Source organism: bacterium, from assembly GCA_030693205.1.
Lineage (GTDB): Bacteria > Patescibacteriota > Minisyncoccia > JAHIHE01 > JAHIHE01 > JAHILZ01.
In genome coordinates this window covers 61,301-75,534 of record JAUYBG010000011.1, presented here as the reverse complement: position 1 = coordinate 75,534, position 14,234 = coordinate 61,301, and the positions used below count along the sequence as shown (strand labels likewise).

Here is a 14,234-nt window from a genome sequence, read left to right as displayed (position 1 = left end):
AATAAATGAAAACATATGATACAAAGAGAAATATTGCAAAAAATAAAACCTTGGCTGGGCAAAGAGAAAATTTTAATTATAAAAGGCGCTCGACAGGTCGGTAAAACTTATTTACTCAAAGAGATCAAAAAAGATTTGGAAAAATCCGGCAAGAGGGTTGCTTATTTATTGGCGGATGAAATTGACAATAATCCAATACTGAAAACTTCGGCTAGTTTGGAGTTGTATCTGGAGCAATATTTTAATTTTCCCGATGAGTTTATTTATTTGATGATTGATGAATTTCAAGCGATAGAAGAAGCTGGATTATTGCTCAAGAATATTTTTGATAAGCATAAAAATAAAATTCAACTGATTGTCAGCGGATCAAGCGCTTTGGAAATAAATAAAAATTCGGAATATTTAACAGGAAGGGCGATTCATTTCAATGTTGATCGGATTAATTTCAAAGAATATTTTGATTTTCGCGAAGGCACAAACACTAAGCGACATGGTTTGGCTGACTTAAAAGAGCTCGAAATGTTTTTTGAAACTTTTAAGCCTAAACTGGAACTGAGTATTGGTGAATATTTATCTTACGGCGGCTATCCCGAGGTTTTGACTACTCAAGGCGTGGAAGAAAAAGAGACAGTTTTGAAATCAATAATTAAAACCTATATCGATAAGGATATTATCAATCAACTGAATGTTGAAAATGTAACTGGTTTTAATAATCTGATAAAAATTTTAGCCGGACAAATCGGCCAATTGGTAAATAGCCAGGAGCTTTCGAATACGGCAAATCTGTCGATAAATACATTAAAAAAGTATCTGGAGATTTTGGCCGGCACATATATTATAGATTTAGTAACGCCGTATTTTAAAAATATTCGTTCGGAGATTTCTAAAATGCCAAAAGTTTATGTTTTAGATGCCGGTATTCGCAATTATCTTTTGCGATCTTTTGAAACGAGATTAGATGGGCAAGGCGAGGTGATTGAAAATTTTGTCTATAATACTTTGCTTGTTCAATATAATAAAGAATACATTCATTTTTATCGCACTTCCGGCGGCGCGGAAATTGATTTTGTGATTGAGGATAAAAATAATAAATTAATGCTTTGCGAGGTAAAATATAGGAATAAAGTCAAAGTGCCTGTAATAATGGAGAATTTTACTGAGCGGTACGATAATGTGGGGAGAAAATTGATTACCACAAAAGATTTATTAAAAAAAGAAAATGAGGTATATTTTATTCCCGCTGTTCTTTTGCCATTTGTGGATTTTAAATAAGTTTTAATTATAATTATTAAATAAATTTTATGATACCGGAGCAAAAACCCAGATTATTGAATTTAGCGGCGACGAAATTGATTTTACTCGTGATTTTTTTAGTTTCTTTCGGCATAGTGCTTGGGGTAGCGGGGTATTTGGCGAATAATAAATCGGCTGTAGATAGCGAACCGGTAGCGTCGATTACGCCAGAAATTTTAACAACCCCGACACCTGCAATTACGCCAGATATTAGTGAAAATATTGAGGGGTGGCAAAATTACAGAAGCGATAAATATAGTTTTGGATTTCAATATCCATCTGGATGGACTTTGAAAAATGAAAACGATGGAAGCGACTTAGTTTTGGCAAAATTCAATCTTAGTTATTCTGGCGATCGAGATTATTGGTTATCCATAGATATAAATATAGAAAATGAAATAGTTGATAAAGATATAAAAACATTTTTAGCAAAAAGAGGAGTTACAGAGAAGCTTACTCTTAAAACTTCTATTGATGGAAAAGAAGCTGTAGGGTTTAGTTGGTTGCCTGGAAAGGGACAAGCGCCAGTCGGAGATTTGTATTATTTTTTGAAAAATGGAGCAGCTTATACAATTTCTACTTCTTATGATGAAAAAAGTGATGGGGTAATAAAACAAATTCTTTCTACCTTTAGATTTATTCAAAAAGACGAAATAGTAAACTTAAAAACTTACAAAAACGAGAAATATGGATTTGAAGTAAAATATCCAACAAATCTGATTTTTGTAATAGAGTCTGAAACTGCCAATGAGCTACACTTAAATTGGACAAAACCTGATGATCTGGGTGTTTATGGTTTATTATCCGCCTACAGTATTGTATTAGACGAGGAAAAGACGTTAGAACAATTTATTGTTTCACAAGGTGATATTCAAGGTTATTATAGCCATAACACTACGCCGAATTTAGTAAAAAAACAATTTAAAGGGGTTGATATGTTGGAATATTTTACGCAGACTTATGTTCTTGAAGATACAACAGTGTCACCAATAGATAGAGTAACTCAATTTTTTAAAAAAAGTGACATTATTTTTCGAATTGATTATTTGAAACAGAAGGAAGAAACTGTTAACCAAATTCTTTCGACTTTCAAATTTATAAAATAAATTTATGTTAAAACTCTTAGTAAAGCTCGACAAGGATATGAAAACTTTGGAAGTTTCGGCTCAAAGAGGCAAGGAAATTTTGAATACGGTCAAAGACACCTATCAAAAAGACTTGTCCGACAAGATCATAAACGGTCTTGACAAAAATTTGGCATATGTTAGACTTAAAAAACAAGAAAGAATTCGGAGCTATTTCATCTCCGAATCAGAGAGTTTCGTCAGTAATTTAATAGGAAATTCGGTAGTTAGCGTCGTGAATTGGCTTGAGAAGAAACATTAATACGCTATGAGCAAAACAAAGCAAATAAATTAATTAAGGTTACCAAAAGACCGAGAGTGTTTTTTTGGTCTATTTTAATTTTTGGCGGGAAAATAGCAGTTTTTTTTATAATACTTTTTATTAAATAAGTTTCACCCCAGCCTTCACTGGCATATTTTGAAACTCATCTCTTCGCTGTTTTTTTATTTTCAGAAAAAAGCAACGGATTATTTTTGTTTCGAAAGAGGGGATAATTCACAAATTTTAAAGAGTCTGAAATTTACTTTTTAAATTTACGTGAAAATGAAACTGAGCAATTTTTATGATTGTTTCAAAGAAGACCAGAGGAGAAGTCCATGCCAGCGTTTCAGTTAAGCCTCGGAATTTTTTCCATAAGGCGAAAGAAACCCCGTTGCATAATTTAATAGAAATTCAGCATAACTCCTATCGCTGGTTTATTGAAAAAGGACTGGGAGAATTGTTCAAAGAAGTCGGTTCGGTCAAAAGTTATAATAAAGAACTGGAGCTGGAGTTTGTCGATTATTATTTGGATGAAGCCAAGTACGACGAAAAAACCTCGATTGAAAAAAATGTATCTTATGAAGCCCCTTTGCGGGTTAAAGCGAAATTAACCAATAAAAAAACTCATGCCGTAAAAGAGCAGGAGTGTTATTTTGGAGAATTTCCTTTAATGACCGACAGGGGCAATTTTGTTATAAACGGCGTAGAGAGAGTGGTTGTGAGCCAGCTGATCAAGTCTCCCGGGATATTCTTCCATCTTTCCGCGGAAAAAGCCGAGCGAAGATTTTTTGGCGCGAAAGTTATTCCCAATCGCGGAGCCTGGCTTGAGATAGACACGGATTCCTCGGGATCGATCTATGTGCGTATTGACCGCAAAAGAAAAATTGCCGCGACTTCTTTGATCCGCGCTTTTGGCTACAGCACGAATGAGAAAATTTTGAATTTATTCAAAGATATTGATACGGGAGATATTAAGTTTATCGAAGAAACTCTCAAACATGATACCACCAAAAGCAGCGAAGACGGTTTTATTGAAGTTTACCGGAGGATCAGGCCGGGAGATCTCGCGACGATCGAGAATGCTAGGCAATTGGTGGAAAATATGTTTTTCAATTTTGCGCATTATGACTTGGGTGTAGTCGGGCGCTATAAGGCTAATCAGCGCTTAGGGCTCAATCTTTCCGATACTCCGGAACATCGGGTTTTTTTGGTCAGCGATCTCATAAAAACAGTCAGAGAAATTATCGCTTTGAGCAATAACGCGAACGCTCTTGCCGATGATATCGATCACTTGGGAAACAGAAGAGTGCGAGGCGTCGGAGAATTGATCCAGGAACGTTTTCGTTTGGGCTTGACCAGAATGGAGCGAAATATCAAAGATCGTATGAGTACGGTTGATTCTTCTTTGGTTTCCCCAGTGCATTTGGTAAATAGCCGCCCTCTCGTTGCGGTGATCAAGGAATTTTTTGCTTCTTCTCAGCTTTCCCAATTTATGGATCAGGTTAATCCTTTGGCCGAGCTTGAGCACAAGAGGCGGCTTTCGGCGATGGGTCCGGGCGGTTTGACGCGCGAAAGAGCCGGTTTTGAAGTCCGTGATGTGCACTCTTCCCACTATGGAAGAATTTGTCCGATTGAGACCCCGGAAGGTCCGAATATCGGTTTGGTTGGACACTTAGCCAGTTACGCCGTAGTCAATGATTATGGTTTTATTGAAACGCCTTATAAGAAAGTGGTGCACGGCAAAGTGACAAATCAAATTGTTCACTTGGATGCGGTGGCCGAAGATACGGTGAACATCGCGCATGCCGGAGTGCCGCTGGATAAAGCAGGAAGATTTATCGAAGAAAAAGTGGAAGCCCGCATCAAGCAAAACCCCGGAATTATTGAATCCAGTAAAGTTGATTATATGGATGTGGCCCATCATCAGGCCATCAGTATTGCTACCGCTCTTATTCCTTTTCTTGAGCACAACGACGCGCAAAGAGCTTTGATGGGTTCGAATATGCAGCGCCAGGCGGTGGCTTGCATCAGGCCGGAAGCGCCGGTTATCGGCACCGGAGTGGAAGCCAAAGTGGCGGCCGATTCCGGTTATGTTACGCTATCCACTGAAGCGGGAAAAGTCGTCGAAGTGGACGCCAATCACGTGGTAGTGGAAAGCGCAAAAAATAAAGCCAGAAAAAGCTATCGATTTAAAAAATTTGTGCGTTCGAATGCCGCGACCAGCATCAATCAGACGGTGCGGGTGGAAAAAAATCAGATCGTTCCGGCTGGCGGATTATTGGCTGACGGAGCGGGGACCGAAGACGGAGAGATCGCTCTCGGCCAGAATTTATTGGTTTCTTTTATGAGCTGGGGCGGAGCGAATTACGAAGACGCGATCATTCTTTCCCAAAAATTAGTGAAGAGGGACGTGTTCAGTTCTATTCACATCGAAGATTTTTCCATTGAAGTCCGCGATACCAAGCTGGGTCCGGAAGTCATCACTCGGGATATTCCCAATGTTGGCGAGGAAAAATTGAAAGATCTGGACGAGGAAGGTATTATTAGAATTGGCGCCGAGGTAAAATCCGGCGATATTTTGGTGGGAAAAATTACGCCCAAAGGCGAAAGCGAATTGACTGCGGAAGAGCGCCTTTTGAGATCGATCTTCGGCGAAAAAGCGCGCGATGTGAAAGATACCTCGCTTTATCTCCAGCACGGCGAGCGCGGAAAAGTGGTCGGAATCAAAATATTTTCCCGGGAACAGGGCGACAAGCTTTCAGCCGGAGTTATCAAAATGATCCAAGTGAGTATTGCTCAGCTTAGGAAAATTTCCATTGGCGATAAATTAGCCGGACGCCATGGAAACAAAGGAGTTATTTCAAAAATTTTGCCGGAAGAAGAAATGCCGCATTTGGCTGACGGTACGCCGGTTGATATAATCTTGAATCCGCTCGGCGTCGCGAGCCGTATGAATATCGGCCAGATTTTGGAAACACATTTGGGGTGGGCGGCTGTGAAATTGGGCTACAAAGTGGCTTGCCCTGCGCTGAACGGTATCTCGGAAGACGAGATCAAAGTGGAATTGAAAAAAGCGGGATTGCCGGAAGACGGCAAAGTTCAGCTTTATGACGGACGAACCGGAGAAAAATTCAACGAGAGATCGACCGTTGGAATTATTTATATGTTGAAGCTTCATCATTTGGTGGAAGACAAGATCCATACTCGCTCGATCGGGCCATACTCGCTGATCACTCAGCAGCCTCTTGGAGGCAAAGCCCAATTCGGCGGACAGAGATTCGGAGAAATGGAAGTTTGGGCGCTGGAAGGCTATGGCGCGGCGCATTCGCTCCAGGAAGTTTTGACGATCAAATCCGATGATGTTGCCGGAAGAAGCAAGTCTTACGAATCGATAATTAAAGGTGAACCGATAAAAAGTCCTTATATTCCAGCTTCGTTCTTTGTGCTGGTAAACGAGTTAAAAGCGCTAGGATTGAATATTGAGCTTGAAGGAGAAGAGGAAAATGAACGCAGGAATTTTTAACCATTCAAATTAATTTAATCAACCTTCAATTATCCAATATTTAAACTTCTATGTATAAAACATCAACCTTCAAATCAGTAAAATTAACCTTGGCCAGCCCGGAAAATATCATGGCCTGGTCGCACGGCGAAGTGATCAAGCCGGAGACGATCAATTACCGGACTCAGCGTCCGGAACCGGACGGGCTTTTTTCCGAGCGTATTTTTGGTCCGACCAAAGACTGGGAATGCTATTGCGGAAAATACAAGAGGATCAGGTACAAAGGGATCGTTTGCGATAAATGCGGAGTGGAGGTTACCCGTTCCTCGGTCAGGCGCGAACGCATGGGCCATATCAAATTGGCTGTGCCGATCACTCATATTTGGTTTGTCCGAGGCGTGCCTTCGAGCATTGGCTTGGTTCTTGATATTTCCGTGCAGGATCTGGAAAAAATCATTTATTTCGCGGCTTATGTTGTTACCGAAGTAAATGAAAAAAATAAAGAAGAAGCTTTTAAAGAAATAGACCGCGAGTTCAAGACCAGGAGCAAAGAGCAGAAAAGCAAGGAAAATATTGCCGAGCTGAAAGCCTCCAGAGATTTAGCTAAGGCGGAAATAAAAAGTCTTGTTCCAATGAAGGTGATTTCCGAAATTGAATACCGGAATTTGTCGCTGAAATTCGGTTCCGTGTTCAAGGCCGGCATCGGAGCGGAAACGGTGAGAGAAATGCTTGCCCGAACCGATCTGAAAAAGCTTAAAGATGCTTTGACCGAAGAACTGAAAAATGTCAGCAACGATGTCGTAAGAAAAAAAATTACCAAGCGCTTAAGGCTGGCGCAAGGAATGATAAAAGCCGGAGTAAAGCCGGAATGGATGTGTTTCACGGTTTTGCCAGTGATCCCGCCGGACTTGAGGCCAATGGTGCAGCTGGATGGCGGGCGTTTTGCCACTTCCGACTTGAATGACCTCTATCGAAGAGTTATCAACCGCAATAATCGCTTGAAGCATTTGATCGAATTGAAAGCTCCGGAAGTCATCTGCCGGAATGAAAAAAGAATGTTGCAGGAAGCGCTTGACGCCTTGATCGACAATAGCATTAAGCGCGGACAAGTGACTATCGCTTCTACCGGACAAAAAAGGCAGCTTCGGTCCCTGGCCGATATGTTAAAAGGAAAGCAAGGCCGATTCAGGCAGAATTTGCTCGGCAAGCGCGTGGATTATTCCGGACGCTCCGTGATCGTGGTCGGACCGGAATTGAAATTGAATCAATGCGGATTGCCGAAAAATATGGCTTTGGAATTATTCAAGCCTTTCGTGATGCGAAAATTAATTGAAGGAAATTATGCCTACAACGTCCGAAGCGCCACCCGTTTGATCGAGCAGGAGACTGTGGAGGTTTGGGATATTTTGGAAAATATTATCAACGGCAAAGTAGTGCTTTTAAATCGCGCTCCGACCCTTCACCGTTTGAGCATCCAGGCGTTTTATCCGGTGCTGATCGAAGGCAAGGCCATTCAAATTCATCCTTTGGTTTGCAAGGCTTTCAATGCTGATTTCGACGGAGACCAGATGGCAGTCCATTTGCCGTTGGGCGAAGAAGCGCAGCGCGAAGGCCGAGAGATCATGCTTTCCAGCAAGAATTTGCTGAAGCCGGCAACCGGAGATCCGATCGTCATTCCTTATCAGGATATTATTTTGGGCTGCTATTATATGACCAAAATTATTTCCGGCGGAAAGGGCGAGGGCAAGGTTTTCTACGATGCCAAAGAAGCGATTTTGAATTATCAATTGGGCATCATTGACCTTAAGGCGGAAATAAAATTGCGAAAAGATTTCGATATTAATGTTATTAAAAAAGAAGAGCCTAACGAAGGATTATATTTAAAAACTTCAGCCGGGCGTATTATTTTCAACGAAGCTTTGCCAAAATCCTTGCGGTTCGTGAACGAAGTTATGGATGCCAAGAATCTCAAAGCTTTGGTGGCTGATTCGCTGGAAAAAGCCGGCGCTGAAGAAACGGTGGATCTGGTCGACAGGATCAAAAAACTGGGTTTTGAGTACGTGACCATTTCCGGGCTTAGCTGGGGAATGAGCGATCTGAAAATACCGAAAGAAAAAGCCGCTTTGATCGAAGAAGCGAAAAAACAGGCGGAAATTATCGAGCGCCAGTATAATGAGGGGCTTCTTACCAGTGAAGAGCGGAGGACCAAGGTAATCGAAACCTGGACCGATACCAAGAATAAAGTTACCAAAGCCGTTCTAAACACTTTGGATCAAAACAGCCCGGTCTTTTTGATGATCGAATCGGGGGCCAGAAGTTCTTGGGCAGTAGTCGCGCAGATGATGGGTATGAAAGGGTTGGTGGTGAATCCGGCCGGAGAAACGATCGAACTGCCGATCAAAAATAGTTTCAAGGAAGGTTTTGATGTGCTGGAATATTTCATTTCCACTCACGGAGCCAGAAAAGGTATGACTGATATCGCTCTAAGAACCGCCACTGCGGGATACCTGACCAGGCGCTTGGTGGATGTGGCGCAAGATATGGTTATCAATGAAATTGATTGCGGAAGCAAGAAAAGCATTATTATTCCCAGGCTTGATCAATATGGATTAAGCCGGGGATTTGCGGCGAGAATTTACGGACGGGTTGTCACGGAAGATATTATTGATCCAAAAACGAAAAAAGTGCTGGTGCCGGTAGGAGAATTTATTCCCAAAGATATCGCCAAGACGATCGAAAATATTTCCGGGATCGATTTTATTAAAGTTCGCACGGTTATTTATTGCAAGGCCGAACGGGGAATTTGCCAAAAATGCTACGGCTATGATTTGGGCAGGAATAAGCCGATCGCCAAAGGCGAAGCTATCGGCATCGTCACCGCGCAAGCTATCGGCGAGCCGGGAACTCAGCTGACCATGAAAACCTTCCATAGCGGAGGAGTTGCAGGACGGGACATTACCCAGGGTTTGCCTCGCGTGGAAGAAATTTTTGAAGCCCGTGTTCCGAAAGGAAAAGCCTTGATCTCTGAAGTATCTGGAAAAGTCGTTGATGTTGTTCCTCTGACCAATAAAAAGATCATTCGCATCAATGTCGTGGATAAAAAAGGAAAAACGGAAGCTGAAGTGAAAGAATATGAAGTGGATTCCGACATCGCGATTTCCGTCGAGAAGGGCGCGGCGATCAAGAAAGGACAAAGATTGACCGAAGGGCATATTGATATTCATGAGCTTTTCAATCTGGTTGATAAAATGGCGGTAGTGGAATATATTATCGGCGAAGTGCAGGAAATTTACACCGCTCAAGGCGAAGGCATCAACGATAAGCACATCGAGTTGATCGTGAAGCAGATGTTCTCGAGAATTATAATTAATGACGCCGGAGACACGCAATTGCCGGAAGGCAGCGTGGTGGAAGAGGCGCAGTTCAATAAAGTGAATTCCATTGCCAAAAAGGAAGGCAAGAAGCCGGCCAAAGGCGAAGAATTATTGCTTGGTATTACGAAAGTTTCGCTTTCGACCGAAAGCTTCCTGGCCGCCGCTTCGTTCCAGGAAACCGCTCGCGTGCTGATCTCCGCCGCTTTATTCGGCAAATCGGATGAATTGAAAGGCTTGAAAGAAAATGTTATTATTGGCAAGTTGATCCCTGCCGGAACCGGATTTGGAAAATAAAATTAAAGAAAGTAAAAACTACCCTGAGAGATCGGGGTAGTTTTTTTGAGGTTGCAAATTATGACCTCAAAAATTCGGCTTTATTTATGACACACATTGTTGTATAATAAATCGAAGTTAAGAATAAATAAATTTATGTAATCAAAAAATCTAGCGATTATTGTGCCAGACGAAAGAATAGAACATAAAATATTTTTAATGCGAGGCAAGAAAGTAATGTTTGATAGAGACTTGGCAGAGCTGTATGGAGTGGAAACCAAAATGCTTAATTGCGCAGTGAGGCGCAATATTGATCGCTTTCCCGAAGATTTTATGTTTCAAATGAATAAGCAGGAAATGGAAAATTGGAAGTACCAATTTGGCACTTCCAATCGCGAAAAAATGGGGCTAAGAAGAACGCCGTTGGTCTTTACCGAACCTGGTGTGGCTATGCTTTCCGGTATATTAAATAGCAAGAGAGCTGTGCAAGTAAATATTCAAATTATTCGGACTTTTATCAAATTGCGGGAAATGATCGCCGGTAATCGCGAGTTGAGATTGAAAATCGAACAAATGGAGAAAAAATATGACAAGAAATTTAAAATAGTTTTCGATACATTAAGGCAACTTTTGGATGATGGGAAGGATGGGTCGGTGAGGAAGATAGGGTTTAAAGCGGGGAAATAAAATATGATTAAAAAAAAGTGAAACTAGTGATTTGAGAAAAATTTCTTAGCCGCTTTTTTATTGACAAAATCCGTAATTGTGATATGATTTTAAAACAGTTTGAACAAAGGAGTTGATAAAATGTATAGCGGTTTAGAATCGGTTTTGATTGTAGCAGTTGTCATTATGGGCTACATCATAATTCGGATTAATGGTAAAAAAGAAGGCGCGAAAGAAAAATATGAATGGATAGCTGGAAAGCCAATTGTAATCGGTAAAAATCCTGTGCCAAAAAGACTAAAAGGCGTATCTTTTCAAATCAAAAGCGTTAGTGCGCGTAATTGGAGTAATAATGACAGGAGGTTCATTATTGATTGTGAAACAGTGATCGCAGGCATGCCTCCGGAAACGATTGTTTTCGACAAATGGATAAATATAAGTCAGATCATGTATTTACAGATGGATAAGATTTTCCAGCTTTCCGAAACAGGCGAGATGGAATTCAACCGCCAGCCAAATTTGTAAAAAATATTGAAGGACTAAAACCCTTCTTTTTTATTGACAAAACCCTCACTTATGTTAGGATTGTTAAAATAGTTAAATATACAGGAGGAATAAAATTTGGCAAAAGCAATAAACGTGATTCAGCTGCCCGGCGGTATTTTATTAAGTAAAACCGCTTCGGTAGGAGAATTGTTGGCAAGGATAAACAAGAAAAATGTTTTTCTTGCGAAAGACGGCGAAAGCGAATATTCTTGGATAACAATACTTCCAGACGCGGAATGCCACTGGGATTGGTCCAATGGCAATGTTAAAGTCCGCAGTCAGACTGGCAATAGTGCTTTTCTTCGACAGGGAGATGGCAATAGAATCAATCTGGCGACATGCCTCGATGGTCTGGTAAAAACTTCTGCGACCGTGTCGCCGGAAAAATTTATACCAACGATTGAACAATTGGGTGAAAAAGAAATTATCCAGGAGCTGACAAGGCTAGTGATATTATACGGAAGGTAAAGGAGGGATGAATGGTGGAAGAAGAGTCGTTAGAGTGGTTAAATAGACCAAGAGAGGTTTTAATTCGAGGTGTGCCGAATGGTAAAATTTGTCCGCCTGGAATGGATTATTGCTGGCAGTGCGGACACATCGCTCTTTATGAAGAATTTGTCAATAATAATCAATGCCCGAATCCGGAATGCCCGAATCCAAAAGTTTGGAACGACTAAAAGAAATTTTTGAAGGATTAAACCCCTTCTTTTTTTATTTTTAATAAAAAAATTCTTGCTAAAAGCAAGAATTAACATTTTATACATTTTGGTATATCATCTCCGCTTATTTGCGTCTCGCAATGGTGGCATTCCAGTGTGACCGGATCTCGTTCGATCACGGCGAATTTTGTTTCGACGACCCCCTGCTTCTTTGGGATTATTGGTAATGCAGGTAGTCCGCGAGCATTTGACGATGCCGATTATTTCATCCGGTAAACTAACCTGATATTTTTCAACCACTTTATAATCCCTAATTATGTTTATCGTGGCATGGGGAGAAATTATTGCAATTTTATCGGTTTCATTTTCCGTAAGTTCCCGTTTTTCGATCTTTACTATGTCTTTTTTTCCGCCTTCCAGTTTTAAGCTTGGAATATTCATTACGAAACTTACTTTTGCGCTGATGTTGGACAGAATGCCCAGAATTTCAAGGACTTTTAGCGCGTGTCCCGGAGAAATGCGGTCAACGACCGTTCCTTTTTCAATTTTTGCTATTCTCCTTCCTTCCTTTTTTTCCTTTGTTTCTTCTGTTTGCATGAGCCCTCCATAAAAATGTACTAGCCGTATTCTACATTTATAGTGGAATTTGTCAATGTAAATTAGAATATTTGACAATTTTTCCTTATCTGTTAGATTTATACAGGTGCAAATTTGCATAAAGGGGGACAATATGATTGTTCTCTTAAAATTGAAAAAAACAGGAGATGATGAAATTTGTTAGAAATAAACGGAGAAGAATTTCCGAACGTGGAATATGTACAGAACGCACAGATAAATATAGCGGTAGATAGAATGCATCCCGACTTAAATCTTTCAACTGCTAAATTTCGGCAGCAGTGGGAAATTATATACAAAAGATTATTATCAGTCTATTTCAGGAGTTTGAACGGTAATAAGGATAATGTGGGGCTCGTAATAATTTTGAGAGCTGCTAATGCCGGATTACTAGCCATGAAAGAGAGGCTATTAAGGTATGAGATGCCCGTATTTATGGTGTGGACTTTTCGGAATGAAATATCCATACAGGCTGAAATGCTAAACTGCAATTTGCCGCGTGAAATTCCTCGCGGTATGCCGGTCTTAATCCTGGATCCGATGTGTGCCACTGCTACAAGCAGTATCATGACGATCCAAGAGCTTAAAAAACGCGGATTTAAAGATATAACCTGTATATTCGGAGTTGCATCAAAGGATGGATTAAAGGCACTTCGGGATAACCATCCGGATGTAAAAAATATTGTCGGTTTTACCGGGACAAACATCGGTTTAAATGAAAAGGGATACGTGATTTATCTTGATTCAGGCAAGCCGGTCGTAGGCGATGCCGGCGATAGATGGATGGGAATAACCAGTAAAGGAAATTTGTTGTGATATATGACGAGGTGAATTAATGGAAAAAAATAATATTCAAGCCAAGTTTAAATTTTGCCAATGGGAATTGATAACCGATTGCAATTTGGAATGCGAAGGGTGCCAGGTTAGAAATAAAATCACGGCAGGCTACCAACATCCTAAAATAGAATTTGTTATTAGCTGCATAGACGATCTGATATGCGCCGGCGTCCAAAATTTGGAATTCATTGGCGGAGAACCTTTGCTGTATAGGGATCTTCCGGCGGCGCTTGAGTATTTAAATCGGCAAAAAGAAATAAAAAGATTTGCCATTCTTACTAATGCGATATCGCGCGATGCTCTGCAAAGGATCAAACCGGAACTTTCCCAAGAAAAAGGCGGTTTGGCAGTGAGTATAAATTATACGCTCGAACAATGCGATGAATTGCTAAGTGCCGGAATAGATACGGGAATGGTAAAAAAAAGCATTGCCGGCTGGAAAGCGCTTGAGGAATTTAGCGAACATTGCTGGGTAAGAGCGAATTGCGCGGTAAATAAAATAAACGGCGCGAATCTTGCCGAAATTGCTCTTAAAGTCGCAAAGACGGGAGGATCTTTCAGTTTGTGCCCGCTTATTTATAAGCGGGAAAAATATGATTCGGGTTTGGAGTTCACTTTTCGTTCTCCAGTAGTCGGACTTGCTGCTGTAAAAAACGACAGGAAGACCATAGAAAGATCGATAATGGAAATTCGCAAACTTAAAAGGGAATATCCAAAGCAAATTATTCCATCCGAAGACTATTTGAAAATGGTTATCGAAAGCTGCAAGGATTCGGCGAAACCGTATTCGGCAAATTGCGGCGGTTTAGGCCTGCCATATTTGCGAGTGAGTTCGGAAGTCGGTAAATCTTTGCGAGATGGCAAAACATCATTTCGACTGAGAGCATGCAGCGATATAAAAGGTTCGGATATTCCTAGGCTTGTGACATCTGATCTTAGGGATTCAAATATTCGCAAAAGATTGCCTTTTATCTATCAAAGCGATGCCGAAGTAAAAAAATGCTGCGAGCGCGAGGGATGTGTCTGGAGCGTAACTCATCTGCTTGCTCCAAAAGCTTTGTTGTAAAATAAAATCGTTTAGGC

The 14,234-nt window shown here is 40.9% G+C and carries 11 protein-coding genes and 1 pseudogene; 11 read left to right on the top strand and 1 reads right to left on the bottom strand.

Features of this window, described 5'->3' with window-relative positions; translation table 11 throughout:
• Positions 1-15 precede the first annotated feature (15 nt).
• The 9 genes from Q8N37_03220 (at position 16) to Q8N37_03180 (ending at position 11,717) form a co-directional block, all read left to right on the top strand.
• A complete protein-coding gene (locus Q8N37_03220) occupies positions 16-1,272 on the top strand; it encodes an ATP-binding protein (GenBank protein MDP3057503.1) in 1,257 nt (418 codons plus the stop codon).
• Between the two features lie 29 nt (positions 1,273-1,301).
• Positions 1,302-2,399, top strand: coding sequence for a PsbP-related protein (locus Q8N37_03215; protein MDP3057502.1), 1,098 nt, complete (start codon positions 1,302-1,304; stop codon positions 2,397-2,399).
• A 4-nt stretch (positions 2,400-2,403) separates the two neighbouring features.
• On the top strand, positions 2,404-2,679 hold the full coding sequence (locus tag Q8N37_03210) for a hypothetical protein (GenBank protein MDP3057501.1): 276 nt from the start codon (positions 2,404-2,406) through the stop codon (positions 2,677-2,679).
• A 301-nt stretch (positions 2,680-2,980) separates the two neighbouring features.
• Positions 2,981-6,202 (top strand): DNA-directed RNA polymerase subunit beta, encoded by a 3,222-nt coding sequence (locus Q8N37_03205; protein MDP3057500.1) that lies wholly within the window; start codon positions 2,981-2,983, stop codon positions 6,200-6,202.
• A 50-nt stretch (positions 6,203-6,252) separates the two neighbouring features.
• Entirely contained in the window at positions 6,253-9,849 is a 3,597-nt protein-coding gene (gene rpoC / locus Q8N37_03200; GenBank protein MDP3057499.1) for a DNA-directed RNA polymerase subunit beta', read from the top strand.
• Between the two features lie 162 nt (positions 9,850-10,011).
• Positions 10,012-10,515, top strand: coding sequence for an ORF6N domain-containing protein (locus Q8N37_03195; protein MDP3057498.1), 504 nt, complete (start codon positions 10,012-10,014; stop codon positions 10,513-10,515).
• Between the two features lie 99 nt (positions 10,516-10,614).
• Entirely contained in the window at positions 10,615-11,019 is a 405-nt protein-coding gene (locus Q8N37_03190; GenBank protein MDP3057497.1) for a hypothetical protein, read from the top strand.
• Between the two features lie 96 nt (positions 11,020-11,115).
• Positions 11,116-11,508: a hypothetical protein gene (locus Q8N37_03185; protein ID MDP3057496.1), complete on the top strand. Its 393-nt coding sequence runs from the start codon at positions 11,116-11,118 to the stop codon at positions 11,506-11,508.
• A gap of 71 nt (positions 11,509-11,579) precedes the next feature.
• Complete coding sequence (locus Q8N37_03180; protein ID MDP3057495.1) at positions 11,580-11,717, top strand: hypothetical protein; 138 nt, start codon at positions 11,580-11,582, stop codon at positions 11,715-11,717.
• Between the two features lie 71 nt (positions 11,718-11,788).
• On the opposite strand, the pseudogene pyrI reads toward Q8N37_03180, so the two are convergent.
• Positions 11,789-12,296: pseudogene (gene pyrI / locus Q8N37_03175) on the bottom strand (aspartate carbamoyltransferase regulatory subunit).
• Between the two features lie 177 nt (positions 12,297-12,473).
• On the opposite strand from pyrI, the gene Q8N37_03170 reads away from it, so the two are divergent.
• Positions 12,474-13,130, top strand: a complete 657-nt coding sequence (locus Q8N37_03170) for a uracil phosphoribosyltransferase (GenBank protein MDP3057494.1) — start codon at positions 12,474-12,476, stop codon at positions 13,128-13,130.
• Positions 13,131-13,149: 19 nt separating this feature from the next.
• Positions 13,150-14,217, top strand: coding sequence for a 4Fe-4S cluster-binding domain-containing protein (locus Q8N37_03165; protein ID MDP3057493.1), 1,068 nt, complete (start codon positions 13,150-13,152; stop codon positions 14,215-14,217).
• Positions 14,218-14,234: the final 17 nt, after the last annotated feature.

Excerpts from the sequence above, each read along its gene's own strand:
- Q8N37_03215 (MDP3057502.1), top strand. The coding sequence starts at position 1,302 with ATGATACCGGAGCAAAAACCCAGATTATTGAATTTAGCGGCGACGAAA.
- Q8N37_03205 (MDP3057500.1), top strand. The coding sequence starts at position 2,981 with ATGATTGTTTCAAAGAAGACCAGAGGAGAAGTCCATGCCAGCGTTTCA.
- Q8N37_03165 (MDP3057493.1), top strand. The coding sequence starts at position 13,150 with ATGGAAAAAAATAATATTCAAGCCAAGTTTAAATTTTGCCAATGGGAA.
- rpoC (MDP3057499.1), top strand. The coding sequence starts at position 6,253 with ATGTATAAAACATCAACCTTCAAATCAGTAAAATTAACCTTGGCCAGC.
- Q8N37_03220 (MDP3057503.1), top strand. The coding sequence starts at position 16 with ATGATACAAAGAGAAATATTGCAAAAAATAAAACCTTGGCTGGGCAAA.
- Q8N37_03210 (MDP3057501.1), top strand. The coding sequence starts at position 2,404 with ATGTTAAAACTCTTAGTAAAGCTCGACAAGGATATGAAAACTTTGGAA.